A 17,192-nucleotide genomic window follows, 5' to 3' on the forward strand; every position below is an offset into this window, starting at 1 on the left:
GAATCGAATCGCATGCAAGCTTTCAGCGGATCGTCTCTGGCCGCGCCGCCCGTCGCCGATCACAAGGAACACGTGATCGACGCGATGCGCGGCTTCGCGGCGCTGCTCGTCGCCTATTTCCACTGCCGGCAAGTCGTCTGGGTCGGGATGCAGGGCTTCCATCACGCTTACGGCCATGCGCTCACCCCGGGCGCGATCGCCGGCTACCTGACCTTCCCGTTCGCGTGGGGCTCCGCCGGCGTGCCGATCTTCTTCGTGATCAGCGGCTACTGCATCCACCGCAACGCGGCGCTCAAGCTCGCCGCCGATCCCGCGTACCGGCTCGACGCGCCGAACTTCTGGGTGCGCCGGTTCGCGCGCATCTACCCGGTGCTGCTCGCCGCGCTGCTGTTCACGCTCGCGCTCGACTCGGTCAGCCTGCAGATCGAGCCCGTCAGCCACAAGATCCGCGACGTCGGCCTCGTCGCGTTCCTCGTGAACCTGTTCTCGCTGCAGGGCGTCGCCGGCTACACGTACGGGTCGAACGGCGCGCTGTGGACGCTGTCGCTCGAAGTGCAGTTCTACGCGATCTACCCGCTGCTGTTCGCGATCCGCCGGCGCATCGGCATGCCGGCGGTCGTGGCCGCGGTCGCGCTCGTCAACGTCGCGTCCGCGTGGCTGCTCGAACGGCACGACCTGCAGTTCTTCACGTCGTACTGGCTGTCCTGGACGATCGGCGCGTGGATCGCCGACGTGCGCGCGCAGCAGGCGCACGGCACGGCCACCGTGCCGTCGCGCGCGTGGTACGGCGCGGCCGCCGTGCTGCTGGCCGGCGGCTGCGGCGCATTCCATTTCGGTCAGTACGGCGCATTCCAGCTGTGGTCGGCCGGCTTCGCGTGCTTCCTGTACCGCGCGCTCGCCCGTCCGCCGCGCCCGACGCCGCCGCTGCGCGTGCTGAGCTGGTTCGGCGACTTCAGCTATTCGCTGTACCTGATCCACCTGCCGCTGTTCGTCTGCCTCGGCTCGGTGCTGTTCCATTCCGAGCTGCAGTTGTCGATCTGGCCGTCGTTCGCGTTCATGGCCACCGCGATTCCCGTCGCGTACCTGTTCTACCGGATGTTCGAGCGGCCCGCGATGACGTGGTCGGCCAGCTTCAAGCCGACCCGATCCGCCCGCGTCGTCGCGCCGGCGCCCGAACGGGCTGCCTGAACCGGCTGGCGCGCTTTCTCGTGCCCCCGCGCGACGTGATGCTGCGCGGGGGTTCTTACATGGTCTGAACGCGTCGGTGCGCCGCGTGGGTGCCAGGGGCTGGCCGCCGGTGTTACGGCCGCGCTACGGACCGCCTGGGCCGTCCCGGAGCGACGTTCGCCGCGCGGGACTGCTTGCACCACCTTCTTGCACCAACCTCTTAGGCCAACCTCTCGCAACATCCTCACGCATCGCCCGCCCCCAATCGACGCGCGCCCGGGAACATGCTCGCCCCCCACAACAAACCCGCGCCCCACTCACCCGACAAAAAAACCACACTGAAAAACAAAGCCCCCACGCAGCACACCGCCGCATGAGGGCCCGTTTCCCGCCGGCTCGCGCCGCCTACCGCTTCTTCGCCTTCGCGGCCTTCGCCGTATCCGCGAGGATCTTCTCGACCCGCTCCACGTAGGTCTCGGTGCCGAACCGGCGCACCGCCGTCGCGCGCCCGCTCGCAACGAGTCGCTCACGCAGCGCGCCGTCGCGCTTCAGCGTACCCAGCGCATCGGCCAGCGCGGCCGCATCGCCCGGCGCGCAGAGCAGCCCGTTGTCGCCGTCCTCGATGATCTCGACGACGCCGCCCGCGCGGGCCGCGACGACCGGCCGGCGCGCGAGCATCCCCTCGACGATCACGCGCCCGAACGGCTCGGGCGTGATCGACGTATGCGCGACGACGTCGACCGCCGTCATGCACGCGGCCACGTCGCGCTGGAACCCGAGGAAATGCACGCGCTCGTCCATCCCGTGCCGGGCGACGATTTCGTGCAACTGCGCCGCATAGTCGTCCTCGCCGAACAGCGGCGCGCCGACCAGCACCACGTGCATGTCGGGATGCCGCGCGGCGGCCTCCAGCAGCACGTGCTGCCCCTTCCAGTGCGCGAGGCGGCTGAACGAGCCGACGAGCCACGCGTGCTCGGGCAGCCCCAGCCGCGCGCGCAGCGCAGCCTGGCTGACGCCTTCCAGCGCATCGAACGGCTCGGCCGAAATGCCGTTGAACACGACGTCGACGTGCTGCGGCGTGAAGCCCGTCAGCGCGCGGAACGCCTGCGCGGACGCGTCGGAATTCGCGATCACGCGCGTGACGCCGAGCCGCGCGCAGTACTTGATCGCCAGCAGTTGCTTGCTGCCGAAATGGTCGGTGCTGACGATGTCGCGCAGATGCCACACCACCGGCTTGCGCGCGAGCCGCCCGGCGAGCGCGGCCACCACCATCGCGCGCTGCGTGTTCGCATAGATCACCTCGGCCCGGCGCGCACGCCGCGCGACGTCGCGCACCAGCCGCGCGAGCTGCTTCACCGCGCCGAACGACACGCCGCCCTGCTTGCGCACGCCCGCGAGCGCGCCCTGGTCGACCACGTCGACGCGCGCGCCGATCTCGTCGAGCGCCGCGCGGAACGGGCCGTCGTCGAACAGCAGCACGTCGGCGTTCGCGCGCATGTGCTTCATGATCTCGAGCAGCGACAGCTCCGCGCCGCCGAGCACGCCGCTCTGGTCGAGCACGAGCGTCGCCGGGCCGCGCGCGGCCGGCATCGGCGCGACGGCCGTGCCGCGCTGCGCGGTCGAGCCGGGCAGCGTGGCCTCCACATAGTCGAGAAAGCGCCGCCGGAACGTATCGGCGGAGAACCGCTCGGCGTTCGCGCGGCACGCGTGCGGCGCGAAGCGCTGCGGCGCGCGCTCGAAATCGTCGACGGCCGCGACGATCGCGTGCGGCGTCTGTTCGTCGAAAAAGAGCCCGGTCGGGTTCAGGCTCGACTGCGGATCGAGCACGGTTTCGAGCGCACCTCCCTTGCCGTACGCGATCACCGGCGTGCCGCACGCCTGCGCCTCGACCACCGAAATCCCGAAATCCTCCTCGGCCGCGAACACGAACGCCTTCGCGCGCCGCATCCGGTCGTGCAGCACCGCGAACGGCTGGTAACCCATGATCTCCACGTTCGGGCCGGCCTTCGCGCGGATCTTCTGCATCTCGGGGCCGTCGCCGATCACGACGAGCTTGCGCTCGGGCGTGCGCGAAAACGCGTCGACGATCAGGTCGATCTTCTTGTACGGCACCATCCGCGACGCGGTCAGGTAGAAATCCTCCTTCTGCGCGTTCAACGAAAACGCGTCGACGTCGACCGGCGGGAAAATCACCGCCGCGTCCCGGTGGTAGACCTTCTTGATCCGCCGCGCGATGAACGCGGAATTCGCGACGAAGCCATCCACCGCATTCGCGGTGCGCGTGTCCCAGTTGCGGATGTAATGCAGGATCATCCGCGCGAGCAGCGATTTCGGCCCGTGCGTGAGGTTCGACTGTTCCAGATACTGGTGCTGCAGATCCCACGCATAGCGGATCGGCGAATGCACGTAGCTGATGTGCACCTGGTCCGGCCCCGTCAGCACGCCCTTCGCGACCGCGTGGCTGCTCGAGATCACGAGGTCGTACTCGGACACGTCGAGCTGCTCGATCGCGAGCGGCATCAGCGGCAGGTAGCTGCGATATTTGGTGCGCGCGAACGGCAGCTTCTGGATGAACGACGTCGTCACCCGCTTGCCGCGCACGAACGCGCGATCGTCGAGGAAGTCGACGAGGCTGAACAGGTCCGCGTCGGGAAAGCACGCGACGATCTGCTCGAGCACGCGTTCGGCACCGGCATAGGTGACGAGCCAGTCGTGGACGATCGCCACGCGCAGCGCGCGCGCCGGCTGGCGCGCGGCGGCCCGCTCGGCCGGCCCGGGCCGGCGCAGTGCGGCGGCGTCGCCGGCTTCGGCCACGGCCGCATCGGCGGTGGCGAGATTCAATACGGCGTGTTCCGCCAGATCGCGATTCATGCTGTTTTCCTCGCATTGAGACGGACAAACAGGTCGCGCACGAGTGCGCGCAACCCCGGCGTCATCGTGAGCGACCACGCGACGTTCAGCACCAGCACGACCGCGCACATGCCGATCGACTCGCCGAGCCCCGGCCACGCCTGCGCGAGCAACAGGCTCGCGAGCAGGAAGGCCAGGTGCGCGAGCATGTCGAGCACGATCGCGCGCATCCGGATCGCCGACAGATACAGCAGCACGCCGTAGTCGACGAGCGCGCGCGCCGCGACGACCACCGCCGCGCCGATCAGCCCGAAGTGATGGATGCCGAACCACAGCCCGCCGACGAAGAACGGCATCTCGACGAGCCCGGCGAATGCCGCGCGGGCCGGGTTGACCTGCGACTGGATCAGGATTCGCGTGACGCTCGCCTGGCCGACGAGCCATACGCTGATCACCAGCACGCGGCCGACCGGCGCCGAGTGCGCGGCGAGGTCCGCGCCGACCCACAGCGTGAGAAACGGCGCGAGCGCGAAGATCGCGACGATGCCGACCGGCGTGAACACGCCGTTCAGGAATTCGAGCGACTGGCGCGCGAGCGCGTCCGCATGATCGCGGCCGACCGCCGACAGGCGCGGAAACAGCGTGCGCACCAGCGCGTTCGGCAGCATGTTCAGCCGCGTGACGAGGTTCTGCGGCACCGTGTAGTAGGTGACGAATTTCGCGCCCATGCCGGCGCCGAGCATCACGCGGTCGAGCGTGTCGGCGATCATGCTCGTCGTGCTCGCGATCAGCATCCAGCCACCGAAGTTGAACAGCCCTTTCGCGGTGCCCCACTGCGGCGGATCGATGCGCCGGATGCCGAGCACCTTGATGCTGGCGTGGCCAAGCATCACCGCCGCGACCAGCCGCGCGACGACGGCCGCGGCGAGCACCGTCTGCAGGTTCGGCGCGATCCACCACGCGGCGCCGAGCGGCAGCAGCTGGAACAGGAACGTGCCGATCGTCTGGTTCGTGTTGAACACGCCGAACCGTTCGGCGCCGTTGATCGCGCCGGCGAACACCCACGACACGTTCGCGAGCGGAATCGCGAGCGCGAGCCACGGCAGCGCGAGATACACCTCGTGCTGCATCGCCGCCGACACCTTCGTGAAGTACGCGGTGTAGACGAACGCGCCGAAATAGATCAGCAGCCCGCCCGCGATGCCGGTGCCGAGGTTCAGCCAGAATGCGCTCCAGAACACGCGCGCGCTTTCGTCGGCGTTGCCGCTCGCGAGCGCCTTCGAGATGTGGTTCTGCGCGGCCATGCTCATCCCGAGATCGAGGATCCCGAAATAGCCGATCAGCGTCCATACGAGACTCACGACACCATAGCGTTCGACGCCGAGCGCGTGAATATAGGCGGGCACCGTCACCAGCGACACGAAGGTCGGCAGGATCAGCCCGATGAAGTTGATCGAAACGTTCTTGAGTATGCCTTTGTCCATGCTTGTGCCTTGTATGACGCCGCCCGTCACGGTTTCCAGCGGTACATCAGTACCTTGCCGCGCGCGTCTTCCTCGACGAATACGAGGTACTCGCCGTTCTCGCGCCGGAACGCGCTGATGCCGAACGGCACGTCGACCCAGCCGGATGCCTTGCCGACTTCGGCGCCCGGGCTCATCACGCCCACTTCCTTGCCGGTTTCCTTGTCGTACACGTGGATCTTGCCGACCGGCTCCACCCCGAACAGATAGCGGCCCTCGACCGTGATCCCGATCAGGTCGAAAATCGGCTTCGCATCGAGCTGCCACGGCAGCGCGACCTGGTAGCGCACGACCGGCGAGCCCGTCGACCACTTGTCGAAGCGCACCAGCACGCGGCCCACTTCCTTGTTGATGCCCGGCTGCGGCGGTGCGTCGGCCGTGTAGCCGGTCGCGTACAGCGTGTCCGTCTGCGCGTCGTAGATCGCGCGGCGCAGTTGCGTGAACGGCTGCGGCATCGGGTAGGTCGTGACCTTGTCGTACGCGTAGACCGGGTTGCCCGCCTTGTCGACGCCGCCGTAGCGGAAGCGGTGGATGCCGCGCACGTCGCTCGTGCGCCAGATGTCGCCCTTCGTGTCGACCCACCAGCCCCAGCCGCCCGCCTTCGCCTTGCCCGTCGTGTTGATTTCGAACTCGTCGGCGTCCAGCCGGCCGTTGCCGTTCGCGTCGCGCCACAGCCAGTCGCCGCCCGGCGGCTTGTTCGGCACGTTGTCGACCGGCCGCGCGCGGCCCGCGATCAGGCCCGACGGAATCGCCACCTCGCCGTCGCGCTTCGCGTCGAAGCGGTAGATCTTCAGGTGATCGGCGTACATGTCGGTCAGGTACAGGAACGTGCGGCCGTCGACGCGTCGCGCGATCGGCATGCCCGGCCACTGGTCCGTATGGAACACGGGGTCGTCCGGATACTTGAAGCGGTTCGACAGGAAGCCGACGTATTTCCAGTCCTGGCCCGGCGGCTTCGACAGGTCGAGCTCGAAGCGTTTGTTGCCCGTATACACGCTGTTCGGCCGCGCCGGGTCGAGCCATGCGCCGTCGACGAACAGCAGCCCCTGCACCTGCCAGCGCAACTTACCGTCCGGCGTATAGCTTTCGAGCACCGCGCCGAGCCCGGCGCCGATCGTGTCGTGGCGCGGCCCGATCCCGTTCATCGACACGTAGACGTTGCCCGCCCGGTCGACGCCGACACCCGTCAGCCCGTTGAAACGCTGCGGCCCCGGCCGGCCCGGCACCGGGCCCGCGAAGATGCCGCCGCGCTCGCCGAGCGCGCTCGACTGCGCATAGCCGTTGCTGCCTTTCGAGAAGATCAGGATCTGCTGGCGCGGGCCGTTGTCCGCGACCAGCACGCGCCCTTTCGCGTCGACGGCCACGTCCACCGCATCGGTGCCTGCCGGCAGCGCGGGCGCGTCGTCGAGCTTGCGGCCGTCCGCGCGCACGTGCACCAGGTGCGCGGGCCCGTTGATCGTGTCCGTGAGCAGCCACAGCGTGCCGTCGCCCGCGAGCGCGAGGCGGCCCGGCTCGTGCGCGCTCCACGTGCCCTTGCGCTGCATCGTTTCCGCGTCGAACACGTCCACGGCGTCGCGCGACGGATTCGTCGCGAACACCGTCTTGTCGTCGGCCGCGAGGCCGCCGACTTCCGCCTTCTGCTCGCCCACTTCCGAGCGCGCGGGCGCCGTCACTTCGTTCATCACCATGAAGCTCGCGGCCATCCGCGCGCGGCCGGCGTCGGCGCGACCGCCCGGTGCCACCTGCGGCGCCGCGCGGAACGGCGCCGGCTGCTTCATGTCGCCGATCGTGCGCCGCGAGATGCCGAACCACTGCTTGCCCTTGTCCGGCCAGATGCCGGGCGACTGCAGGTGGCCGCGCTCGTTGCCGACGCCGATCGCGACATACGCGTACTTGCTGTTCACGGCGATCGCGCTGCCGCCGAGGTTGCCCCAGCCGTGCGTGCCGCCGGCGAAGCCGAGCATCTTCCCGTCCTGGTAGACGCTCGCCTCGGCCCCGCTCTCGTCCCACGGCGCATTCGTATACACCTTGCCTTCCGGCGTCACCGCGATCGCGCGGATGTCGATCTGCGTCCAGCTGCCGTCGCCATAGCCGAACGTATTGCCGATCCACGACGTCGTCGCGGGCAACACCGTTTCGGCCGGTACGGCGCTCGTGAGCAACGTCGCGCATACCGTCATGCCTACCAGAATCAGACGTCGCAATGCGCTTCTCCAGACTGAATGCAACAGCGACCGGCGTCCGCCGCGGACTGCCGCCGGCGCACGCTGTCGCTAAATAGGTTTCAAACGTCGCGATGCAGGTTACAAGCAAAAATAATCACAAGAAATTTGGAAATATTTGGGGATGTTTCCGCCTGAAATATCGAGCCGGAACAAGCGCGCAAAGCCGCTCCAAAACGGCAATAACGACCGCCTTTTCGCGTTCCAGTCTGTAGAAAATGCCGCTTCTCGACGCCAGTCGGGGCTCGCCCGGCAGTGGCCTTTCGTCCGCCGACCGAAATGACCGGCGATTTAATGTGGGCCATCAGATAAATGACGCGCGTTTTTTTGCCGATTTCTTTTCCCTAGAATCGATTTCGATTCGATATTTCATTTAATGGCATGCATTACGTTCACGTTCACGCATCGGAAGTGCGACACGCCCCGGCTCACGCCGCGCGTCGCGAAGGAGCGGCGCGATGACGGGCATCTCGCGACCCGCGGACCTCACCCCGCCGCAACACGGCCGCATCGTGCAGCTCGACGGGCTGCGCGCGATCGCCGTGGGCGCCGTGTTCCTGCAGCACGCGCTGAAGGCGCCGCTGTGGATGGGCGTCGACCTCTTCTTCGTGCTGAGCGGCCTGCTGATCACCGGCATCCTGCTCGACCGCAAGGCGCGCGGGCAGTCGTACTTCAGCCACTTCTACGCCCGCCGCGTGCGCCGCATCCTGCCGCCGTACGTGCTGCTGCTCGTGGTGTCGACGATCCTGTTCGGCGCGAGCTGGCTGCCGCACTGGCCGTGGTTCGCATTTTTCTCGACCAACATCGGGCTGTCGCTCGGCAGCATCGGCCATGACAGCCTGAACGTGCTGTGGTCGCTCGCGGTCGAGGAGCAGTTCTACATCTTCTGGCCGTTCGTCGTGCTGTGGTGCTCGGAGCGCGCGCTGCTGTGGGTCGCCGCCGCGCTGATCGTCGCGGCGCCCGTGCTGCGCGCGATCGCGACGCCGTGGTTCGACTCGTTCTGGCCGATCTACTACCTGACGCCGTTCCGGATGGATCTGCTCGCGGCCGGCGCGCTGCTCGCGATCGTGCTGCGCCGCGACCGCCGTGCGCTGGAGCCGTTCTATCCGCTCGCGATCGTCGGCGCGCTCGTGTCGCTCGCGATCCTCGGCTGGCTGCACCTGTCGTTCCCGCGTTTTCGCGCGGCGAACACGCCGATGTCGAATGCGGCGCTTTACAGCATCTCGCTGCTGCTCTGCACGTCGATCGTCGTGATCGCGCTACGCGGCCGCGGCGTCGTGCAGCGCGTGCTGACGAACCCGCTGCTCGTCTACGTGGGCACCGTCAGCTACACCGTGTACCTGATCCACCTGAGCGTGCTGTACGCGCTGTGGCCGCTGCACCTGAACCGCTTCGTCACGGCCGCGCTGGCGCTCGCGATCACGCTCGCGTACGCGACCCTGAGCTGGTACGGCTTCGAACGGCGCCTGACGCGCGGTCCCGCGCGCCGCGCGCTGCCGGCCGCCGCCGGCACGACCGCCTGACTTTCCCTTTCCATCGTTTCTACCAGGACAACGTCATGAGCCAAACCCGCAAGAAGGCCATCATCACCGGGATCTCGGGGCAGGACGGTGCCTACCTGACCAAGCTGCTGCTCGACAAGGGCTACGAGGTCACCGGCACCTACCGCCGCACCAGCTCGGTGAATTTCTGGCGCATCGCCGAGCTCGGCGTCGACACGCACCCGAACCTCACGCTCGTCGAGCACGACCTGACCGACGCCGGCTCGAGCCTGCGCCTGCTCGAACGCACACAGCCCGACGAGCTGTACAACCTCGCCGCGCAGAGTTTCGTCGGCGTGTCGTTCGACCAGCCGGCGACGACCGCCGAAGTGACGGGCCTCGGTCCGCTGAATCTGCTCGAGGCAATCCGCGTCGTGAGTCCGAAGACGCGCTTCTACCAGGCGTCGACGTCCGAGATGTTCGGCAAGGTGCAGTCGATTCCGCAGACGGAAGCGACGTCGTTCTACCCGCGCAGCCCGTACGGCGTCGCGAAGCTGTACGCGCACTGGATGACGGTGAACTACCGCGAATCGTACGGCCTGTTCGGCAGCAGCGGCATCCTGTTCAATCACGAATCGCCGCTGCGCGGCCGCGAGTTCGTCACGCGCAAGATCACCGACACCGTCGCGAAGATCAAACTCGGCAAGGCGAGCCGCCTCGAGCTCGGCAACCTCGACGCGAAGCGCGACTGGGGCTTCGCGCTCGAATACGTCGAAGGCATGTGGCGCATGCTGCAGGCCGACGAACCCGACACCTACGTGCTCGCGACCAACCGCACCGAGACCGTGCGCGATTTCGTGCGGATGGCGTTCGCGGCGGCCGGCTATCAGATCGAATGGACCGGCAAGGGCGAACAGGAGCGCGGCCTCGACGCGGCGAACGGCAACGTGCTCGTGGAAGTGAATCCGAAGTTCTATCGTCCCGCGGAAGTCGACCTGCTGATCGGCTGCGCGGACAAGGCGAAATCCAAGCTCGGCTGGGAGCCGAAGACGACGCTCGAACAACTTTGCCAGATGATGGTCGAAGCGGATTTGACGCGGAATCGACACCATGACACGTTCTGAAGCCCCGCGCCCGTCGCGCCGTGCGTTCGTCACGGGCCTGACGGGCTTCACGGGCCGCTACATGGCCGAGCGCCTGCAGGCGGCCGGCTACGAGGTCTGGGGCACGGTCGCGTCCGGCGCGGCGCGGCCCGACGATCCGGCCTTCGCGCACTGCACGCTGCTGCCCGTCGACCTCCTCGACGCCGAGGCGCTGCGCGCGGCCGCCGCCGACGCGCGGCCCGACGCGGTCGTGCATCTCGCCGCGCGCGCGCATGTCGCGCAGGACGAGCCGTCGCAGACTTACGCGGTCAACATCGTCGGCACGCGCAACCTGCTGGCGGCGCTCGCGGGCCTCGACCGCCGCCCGTCGGCCGTGCTGCTCGCCAGCAGCGCGAACGTCTACGGCAATTCGACGGCCGGCGTGCTCGACGAAACCGTCGCCCCTGCCCCGGCGAACGACTACGCGGTCAGCAAGCTCGCGATGGAATACGCGGCGAAGCTATGGGCCGACCGGCTGCCGATCGTGATCGCGCGGCCGTTCAACTACACGGGTGTCGGCCAGAGCGATGCGTACCTGCTGCCGAAGCTCGTCGCGCACTACGCGCGCAACGCCCCTCGGATCTCGCTCGGCAATCTCGACGTGAGCCGCGATTTCTCCGACGTGCGCGACGTGACGGCCGCGTACCTGAAGCTGGTCGAAGCCGCGCCGGCCGGCGAGACGTTCAACGTCTGCTCGGAGCGCGCGTATTCGCTGAAGGAAGTGCTGGCGATGCTGTCGCGCATCGCCGGTTACGTAATCGACGTGACGGTCGATCCGCGTTTCGTGCGGCACAACGAGGTGAAGCGCCTGAGCGGGTCGCGCGAGAAGCTGCGGCGCGCGGTGGGCGAGCTGCCCGTCACGCCGCTCGACGAAACGCTGCGATGGATGGTGGATGCGATGCGCGACACGCCCGCGCACGCCGGCTGAATCACGCGCGGCGCACGCGCGAACGTGGTGCGCCGGACGACCTCGCGCGACGCGGAAAAAACCACGGGCCGCCTGTTTCGCAGGCGGCCCGTTGCCGTTGATACGTCGATGCGTTCCTACGTCTGCGAACGCCCCGCGCCGCTCAGCCTTCCAGGCCGCGCGCCAGATCGTTACGCAGGTCGCCCGCGTTCTCGAGCCCGACCGACAGGCGGATCAACCCTTCGGTAATCCCCGCGGCCGCGCGCGCTTCCGGCGTGATGCGGCCGTGCGTCGTCGTCGCCGGATGCGTGATCGTCGTGCGCGTATCGCCGAGGTTGCCGGTAATCGAGATCAGCTTCGTGCTGTCGATCACGCGCCATGCGTTCGCGCGCTGCTGCTCGGGCGTGTCGCCCTTCAGCTCGAACGACAGGATCGCGCCGCCCGCCTTCTGCTGACGCTTCGCGAGTTCGTGCTGCGGATGCGACTCGAGGCCCGGATGAAACACCCGCGCCACCGCCGGATGCGAATCGAGCCAGCGCGCGATTTCCAGCGCGTTCGCCGATTGCTTCTCGACGCGCAGCGACAGCGTTTCCATCCCCTTCAGCAGCACCCACGCGTTGAACGCCGACAGCGTCGGGCCCGCGCTGCGCACGAACGGGAACACCTTGCCCATGATGAATTCCTTCGAGCCGACCAGCGCGCCGCCGAGCACGCGGCCCTGGCCGTCGAGGAATTTCGTCGCCGAATGCATCACGACGTCGGCGCCGAGCTTCAGCGGCTGCTGCAGCACCGGGCTGCAGAAACAGTTGTCGACGACGAACAGCGCGTTCGCGGCCTTCGCGATCTTGCCGATCGCCTCGATGTCCGCGAGCTCGGTCAGCGGATTCGACGGCGTCTCGAGGAAGAACATCTTCGTTTCCGGCCGCACGGCTTCCTTCCATGCGTTCAGGTCGGTCGGGTCGACGAAGGTCGTCGTGATCCCGAACTTGCTGAAGATCTGCGAGAACATCCCGAGCGTCGAACCGAACAGGCTGCGCGAGCTGACGAGGTGATCGCCGGCCTGAAGCGCCGCCATCACGACCGACATGATCGCGGCCATGCCGGACGCGGTCGCGATGCATGCCTCGCCGCCCTCGAGCGCCGCGAGACGCTCCTGGAACATCGTGACGGTCGGGTTCGTGAAGCGCGAATAGGTGAAGTAGTCTTCCGAATTCGCGAAGCGCTCGGCCGCATCGGCCGCGCTCTGGAAGCAGAAGCTCGACGTGAGGAACAGCGCTTCCGAGTGCTCGTTGAAGTCGCTGCGCAGCGTGCCCGCGCGCACGGCAAGCGTGTCGAAGTTGAGGGAGTCGTCCATGTTTCGTTTTCCGTATTCGATGGCCGCGCGCGTGGCGCGAACCCGGTCAAACCCAGGGCAAAACAAAAAGCCCGCTATGCGTCGGCATCAGCGGGCTTCGGTGCGGTACGACAGCGATCGACTCGGGCCGGTTGCCACCGGCCTTCGCTTTAGCTGTTTGGGGAAATCGCCCCGCGTCCGCAAGCTGATATCAAATCGACGCAAGGCCACATCGTATCACGCGTCGACGAAAGCGTGCGCCGGTGTCACTCGACCGACAGCTGCAGGTTCATCTGCGAGCGTTCGGTGTCGCCGGCCGTGTCGCGATCGGCCTGCGACGCCGGCGTGAGGCGCGCGCGCTCGATCGCGTCGAGATACTCGGGCGTCACGTCGCCGGTGATGTAGTTGCCGTCGAAGCACGACGCCTCGAAGCGTTCGAGCTTCGGGTTGATGTCGCGCACCGCGCGGCGCAGATCGTCGACGTCCTGGTAGATCAGGTGGTCGGCGCCGATGATCTTCGCGACTTCCTCGTCGGTGCGGCCGTGCGCGACGAGTTCGCCGCGCGTCGGCATGTCGATGCCGTACACGTTCGGGAACTTCACCGGCGGCGCCGCCGACGCGAAGATCACCGATTTCGCGCCCGCATCGCGCGCCATCTGCACGATCTCATGCGAGGTCGTGCCGCGCACGATCGAATCGTCGACGATCAGCACGTGCTTGTCCTTGAACTCGATGCTCATCGCGTTGAGCTTCTGGCGCACCGACTTCTTGCGCACGGCCTGCCCCGGCATGATGAACGTCCGGCCGACGTAGCGGTTCTTGAAGAAGCCTTCGCGGTACTCGACGCCGAGCTTCGCGGCGACCTGCATCGCGGCCGGGCGCGACGAATCGGGAATCGGCATCACGACGTCGATCGGCACGTTCGGCAGCTCGCGCTTGATCTTCTCGGCGAGATAGTCGCCCATGCGCAGGCGCACGTTGTAGACGGGCACGCCGTCGAGGCACGAATCCGGACGCGCGAGGTACACGTATTCGAACATGCACGGATTCAGCGTCGGCTGTTCCGCGCATTGCTGGCTGTGGAAGTTGCCGGCCGGGTCGATGAAGATCGCCTCGCCCGGCTGCACGTCGCGCACGAATTCGAAACCGATGCCCTCGACGGCCACCGACTCCGACGCGACCATCCACTCGGTGCCGTGTTCGGTTTCGAGCTTGCCGATGCACAGCGGGCGGATGCCGAACGGATCGCGGAATGCGAGCAGGCCGTAGCCGGCGATCAGCGACACGATCGCGTACGAGCCCTGCAGGCGGCGATGCACGCCCGAGACGGCCTTGAACACCGACGCCGGATCGAGCTCGAGGCCCGTGGTCGACAGTTGCAGCTCGTGCGCGAACACGTTGAGCAGCACTTCGCTGTCGGAATTGGTATTGATGTGCCGGCGGTCGATCCGGAACATCTCGTCCTTCAGTTGCTGCCAGTTCGTCAGGTTGCCGTTGTGCGCGAGGATGATCCCGAACGGCGCGTTCACGTAGAACGGCTGCGCCTCGGCTTCGCTCGACGCCGAGCCGGCCGTCGGGTAGCGCACCTGGCCGATGCCGTAGGTGCCGGGCAGGCTGCGCATGTTGCGCGTGCGGAACACGTCGCGCACCATGCCGTTCGCCTTGTACATGTGGAAATTGCTGCCGTCCGCCGTCGCGATGCCCGCCGCGTCCTGACCGCGATGCTGCAGCAGCAGCAGGCTGTCATAGATCAGCTGATTGACCGGGGATTGGGAGATAACGCCTACGATGCCGCACATGGCATGTCCTTCAGAATGACAAAATCGGTTCCGTCCTGCCCGGCCGCGTCGTCACACGCGTACGTACTGGGCCATGCCGTCGGGCAGGAGCTGCTTCAGCTCGTGCACGCCCTGTTCGGCAATAGGACGCAATAGCGCATTGCGCCAGAATTCCTGTTTGGGCAGTTCGGTCAGCCCGGCCGCCGCGACCAGCAGCACCACCAGCACGCAGCCGCGGACGAGCCCGAACATCATGCCCAGCGAGCGGTCGACGCCGCCCAGGCCGCTCGCCTGCGCGATCCGCGACAGCAGCGCGTTCGCCACGCCGGCGACCAGCACCACGCCGATCACGATCAACGCGAAGGCGATCACCCACTGCGTCAGCGCACCGCCCGGCCAGTTCGCCGGAATGTACGGCACGACCAGCCCGACGTAGCGGCCCGCGATCACGATCGCCGCAATCCAGCCGATCAGCCCGAAAATCTCCGATACGAAGCCGCGCCACGCGCCGCGCAGCGCCGACAACGCGATCACCGCCAATACAGCGTAGTCGAAAGCCGTCAGCATCGTGCGTTACTGCGTCAGACCGGCTTCGCGCACCTTCGCGATCGCGGCGGACGCCGCCGCGCGATCCGCGAACGGGCCTGCACGCAACAGTGTAGCCGTGCTGCCGTCCGCCTGCTTGCGATGCTCGACATATGCGGGCACGCCCGCCGATTTCAATTTGGTCGCCCACGAACGGGCCGTCGCGTCGTCCTTGAACGAACCGAGCTGCACCGCGAAGCGCGCACCGGCCGGCGACGCCGGCGACGACGCGTCGCCGCTGTCCGGGCTCGCGGTGTCGGCGTTCGCGACGGGCGCGGGCTTCGGCGTGGCCGGCTTTGCCGCGGGCGCGGCCGGTTTCGGCGCGGGCTTCGGCGGCGTCACGCTCGCCGTGGTCGTGGTATCGGGCCTGGCGGCCGGCTTCGGCGCGGGCGCCGGCGCGGCGGCGACGGCCGTATCGGATGCCGGCGGCTCGTCATGTGCGACGCCGGCCTGCACGTCGGACGACTCGTCGTCGCGCGGCGCGACCGCCTGGTGCGCGGGCCGGTTCGGGATGTCGATCGCGATGTCGTCCGTCACCGGCTTCGGGTGCGAGTCGAGCACCATCGGCAGCACGATCACGGCGGCGACGACGAGCGCGATCGCGCCGACGAGGCGACGGCGCGCGCGTTGCTTTTCTGGAAGGGTCGGATCGAGGAGCAGTGCGTCCGATTCCGGACGCTCGGTGCGGCGCGAGCGTCGCTCGACGCGTTCAGTGGTGCGCTCCGTGCGCACGTTCCGGGAGGTCCCGGTGCGACCGCCGCGCCGCGGAGGCGCGTCGTCGTCTTTTTTGCCGAACGAGAAAATTCCCATGTATGGCTGAGTCCGAAACTGCCCGTCAGTCAGTGTTGCTGCGATTTACGGTAGGCCAGCACGCCGGCAACCGTATGGAAACTGCCGAAAACCACGATTCTATCATTCTCGGATGCTCTTTTTAGCGCATCGCGAAACGCTTCCGCGGGCGACGCGTAGCGCGTGACGCTCGAATCGGGCCCCTCCTCGACGCCGGCCTTGCGCAGTGCGGCTTCGAGCTGCTCCGCGGACGCCGCGCGCGGCAGCGGCAGGTCGGTCACGCACCAGTGGTCGATCTCGCCCTTCAGGTGCTGCAGCACGCCGTCGATGTCCTTGTCGTGCATCGCGCCGAACACCGCGTACGTGTACGGGAAGAAGCCCATGTTGCCGAGGTTCTGCTCGAGCACGGCCGCCGCGTGCGGGTTGTGCGCGACGTCGAGCACGATCGCCGGCTTGCCGGGCAGCACCTGGAAGCGCCCGGGCAGCTCGACGTTCGCGAGCCCGAGCCGGATGTCCTGCGCGGACACCGGCAGCACCGGACGCAACGCTTCGAGCGCGGCCAGCGCGGCCGACGCATTGATCAGCTGATTCGCGCCGCGCAGCGCCGGATACGCGAGCGCCGGGTAGCGCTTCTCGCGCCCGAGGTAGCTCCACTGCTGGCGCTCGGCGCCCGCCTGCGCCTCGTAGCGGAAATCGCGGCCGACGAGCCACAGGTCGGCGCCGATCGCCTCCGCGTGGTCGATCAGCGTTTGCGGCGCGGCCGGATCGCCGCAGATCGCCGGCTTGCCGGCGCGGAAGATCCCGGCTTTCTCGAACGCGATCTTCTCGCGCGTGTCGCCGAGGTATTCGGTATGGTCAATGTCGATGCTCGTGACGATCGCGCAGTCGGTATCGATGATGTTCACCGCGTCGAGCCGGCCGCCGAGGCCGACCTCGAGGATCACCGCGTCGAGCCCGCGCGACGCGAACAGGTGCAGGATCGCGAGCGTCGTGAATTCGAAGTACGTGAGCGATACCGGCTCGGACAGCGACGTGCGCGCCGCTTCGACGGCCTCGAAGTGCGGCAGCAGTTCGTCGTCGGTGACGTTCTGCCCGTTCACGCGCGCGCGCTCGTTGAACTCGAGCAGGTGCGGCGACGTGTGGCAGCCGACCTTGTAGCCCGCGCGCACGAGAATCGTCTCGAGGAATGCACAGGTCGAGCCCTTGCCGTTCGTGCCGCCGACGGTGATGACGGGGCACGCGAATTCGAGCTGCAGCGCCGCCTTGACCTGCCCGATGCGGGTCAGGCCCATGTCGATGCCGACCGGGTGCGCGCGTTCGAGATGCGAAAGCCACGCGTCGAGAGTGGGAAAAGTGCTCATCGGTTCAAATCTGGATCGGGACCGCCACTACGCCAAAAAACGAAGCGCGCCGCC

General features: G+C 67.7%; 12 protein-coding genes. 4 read left to right on the forward strand and 8 right to left on the reverse strand.

Annotation, left to right across the window (positions count from 1 at the left end):
* Positions 1-12: 12 nt before the first annotated feature.
* Positions 13-1,188: an acyltransferase family protein gene (locus HWX08_RS06310; protein ID WP_174922584.1), complete on the forward strand. Its 1,176-nt coding sequence runs from the start codon at positions 13-15 to the stop codon at positions 1,186-1,188.
* Between the two features lie 384 nt (positions 1,189-1,572).
* Here the strand turns inward: HWX08_RS06310 and HWX08_RS06315 are convergent, their stop codons facing one another.
* From HWX08_RS06315 to HWX08_RS06325, 3 genes are read right to left on the reverse strand one after another with little or no spacing between them, the layout of a single operon-like run.
* Positions 1,573-4,038, reverse strand: coding sequence for a glycosyltransferase family 4 protein (locus HWX08_RS06315; protein ID WP_175806989.1), 2,466 nt, complete (start codon positions 4,036-4,038; stop codon positions 1,573-1,575).
* Positions 4,035-5,501, reverse strand: a complete 1,467-nt coding sequence (locus tag HWX08_RS06320; protein WP_174922268.1) for an oligosaccharide flippase family protein — start codon at positions 5,499-5,501, stop codon at positions 4,035-4,037. Before HWX08_RS06320 ends, HWX08_RS06315 begins: the two co-directional genes overlap by 4 nt.
* Before the next feature lie 26 nt (positions 5,502-5,527).
* Positions 5,528-7,720, reverse strand: a complete 2,193-nt coding sequence (locus tag HWX08_RS06325) for an NHL repeat-containing protein (RefSeq protein ID WP_174922270.1) — start codon at positions 7,718-7,720, stop codon at positions 5,528-5,530.
* Positions 7,721-8,220: 500 nt separating this feature from the next.
* Here HWX08_RS06325 and HWX08_RS06330 point away from each other — a divergent pair, with 500 nt between their 5' ends.
* Genes HWX08_RS06330 through HWX08_RS06340 form a run of 3 tightly spaced genes read left to right on the forward strand, consistent with a single transcriptional unit; the run spans position 8,221 to position 11,313 of the window.
* A complete protein-coding gene (locus tag HWX08_RS06330) occupies positions 8,221-9,285 on the forward strand; it encodes an acyltransferase family protein (RefSeq protein WP_107313304.1) in 1,065 nt (354 codons plus the stop codon).
* 35 nt (positions 9,286-9,320) lie between these two features.
* A complete protein-coding gene (gene gmd / locus HWX08_RS06335; RefSeq protein ID WP_174922267.1) occupies positions 9,321-10,367 on the forward strand; it encodes a GDP-mannose 4,6-dehydratase in 1,047 nt (348 codons plus the stop codon).
* Positions 10,354-11,313 carry an NAD-dependent epimerase/dehydratase family protein gene (locus HWX08_RS06340; protein ID WP_174922266.1) on the forward strand — a complete coding sequence of 320 codons (960 nt, stop codon included), beginning with the start codon at positions 10,354-10,356 and terminating at the stop codon, positions 11,311-11,313. Before gmd ends, HWX08_RS06340 begins: the two co-directional genes overlap by 14 nt.
* 142 nt (positions 11,314-11,455) lie before the next feature.
* Here HWX08_RS06340 and HWX08_RS06345 read toward each other — a convergent pair whose 3' ends face one another.
* From HWX08_RS06345 to folC, 5 genes are all read right to left on the reverse strand, one after another.
* Positions 11,456-12,646: an O-succinylhomoserine sulfhydrylase gene (locus HWX08_RS06345; protein WP_069259542.1), complete on the reverse strand. Its 1,191-nt coding sequence runs from the start codon at positions 12,644-12,646 to the stop codon at positions 11,456-11,458.
* Between the two features lie 245 nt (positions 12,647-12,891).
* Entirely contained in the window at positions 12,892-14,424 is a 1,533-nt protein-coding gene (gene purF / locus HWX08_RS06350) for an amidophosphoribosyltransferase (RefSeq protein ID WP_069259541.1), read from the reverse strand.
* A 51-nt stretch (positions 14,425-14,475) separates the two neighbouring features.
* Positions 14,476-14,970 (reverse strand): CvpA family protein, encoded by a 495-nt coding sequence (locus HWX08_RS06355; protein WP_069259540.1) that lies wholly within the window; start codon positions 14,968-14,970, stop codon positions 14,476-14,478.
* Positions 14,971-14,976: 6 nt separating this feature from the next.
* A complete protein-coding gene (locus HWX08_RS06360; protein ID WP_174922265.1) occupies positions 14,977-15,798 on the reverse strand; it encodes an SPOR domain-containing protein in 822 nt (273 codons plus the stop codon).
* Positions 15,799-15,827: 29 nt separating this feature from the next.
* Complete coding sequence (gene folC, locus HWX08_RS06365; protein WP_174922264.1) at positions 15,828-17,138, reverse strand: bifunctional tetrahydrofolate synthase/dihydrofolate synthase; 1,311 nt, start codon at positions 17,136-17,138, stop codon at positions 15,828-15,830.
* Positions 17,139-17,192: the final 54 nt, after the last annotated feature.

Source organism: Burkholderia metallica (genome assembly GCF_902832845.1).
Lineage (GTDB): Bacteria > Pseudomonadota > Gammaproteobacteria > Burkholderiales > Burkholderiaceae > Burkholderia > Burkholderia metallica.

What these genes read in the sequence shown, in the direction of transcription:
- HWX08_RS06330 (WP_107313304.1), top strand. Translation starts at nt 8,221, where the DNA reads ATGACGGGCATCTCGCGACCCGCGGACCTCACCCCGCCGCAACACGGC.
- folC (WP_174922264.1), bottom strand. Translation starts at nt 17,138, where the DNA reads ATGAGCACTTTTCCCACTCTCGACGCGTGGCTTTCGCATCTCGAACGC.
- HWX08_RS06345 (WP_069259542.1), bottom strand. Translation starts at nt 12,646, where the DNA reads ATGGACGACTCCCTCAACTTCGACACGCTTGCCGTGCGCGCGGGCACG.
- HWX08_RS06360 (WP_174922265.1), bottom strand. Translation starts at nt 15,798, where the DNA reads ATGGGAATTTTCTCGTTCGGCAAAAAAGACGACGACGCGCCTCCGCGG.
- gmd (WP_174922267.1), top strand. Translation starts at nt 9,321, where the DNA reads ATGAGCCAAACCCGCAAGAAGGCCATCATCACCGGGATCTCGGGGCAG.
- HWX08_RS06355 (WP_069259540.1), bottom strand. Translation starts at nt 14,970, where the DNA reads ATGCTGACGGCTTTCGACTACGCTGTATTGGCGGTGATCGCGTTGTCG.
- HWX08_RS06320 (WP_174922268.1), bottom strand. Translation starts at nt 5,501, where the DNA reads ATGGACAAAGGCATACTCAAGAACGTTTCGATCAACTTCATCGGGCTG.
- HWX08_RS06340 (WP_174922266.1), top strand. Translation starts at nt 10,354, where the DNA reads ATGACACGTTCTGAAGCCCCGCGCCCGTCGCGCCGTGCGTTCGTCACG.
- HWX08_RS06315 (WP_175806989.1), bottom strand. Translation starts at nt 4,038, where the DNA reads ATGAATCGCGATCTGGCGGAACACGCCGTATTGAATCTCGCCACCGCC.
- HWX08_RS06310 (WP_174922584.1), top strand. Translation starts at nt 13, where the DNA reads ATGCAAGCTTTCAGCGGATCGTCTCTGGCCGCGCCGCCCGTCGCCGAT.
- purF (WP_069259541.1), bottom strand. Translation starts at nt 14,424, where the DNA reads ATGTGCGGCATCGTAGGCGTTATCTCCCAATCCCCGGTCAATCAGCTG.
- HWX08_RS06325 (WP_174922270.1), bottom strand. Translation starts at nt 7,720, where the DNA reads ATGACGGTATGCGCGACGTTGCTCACGAGCGCCGTACCGGCCGAAACG.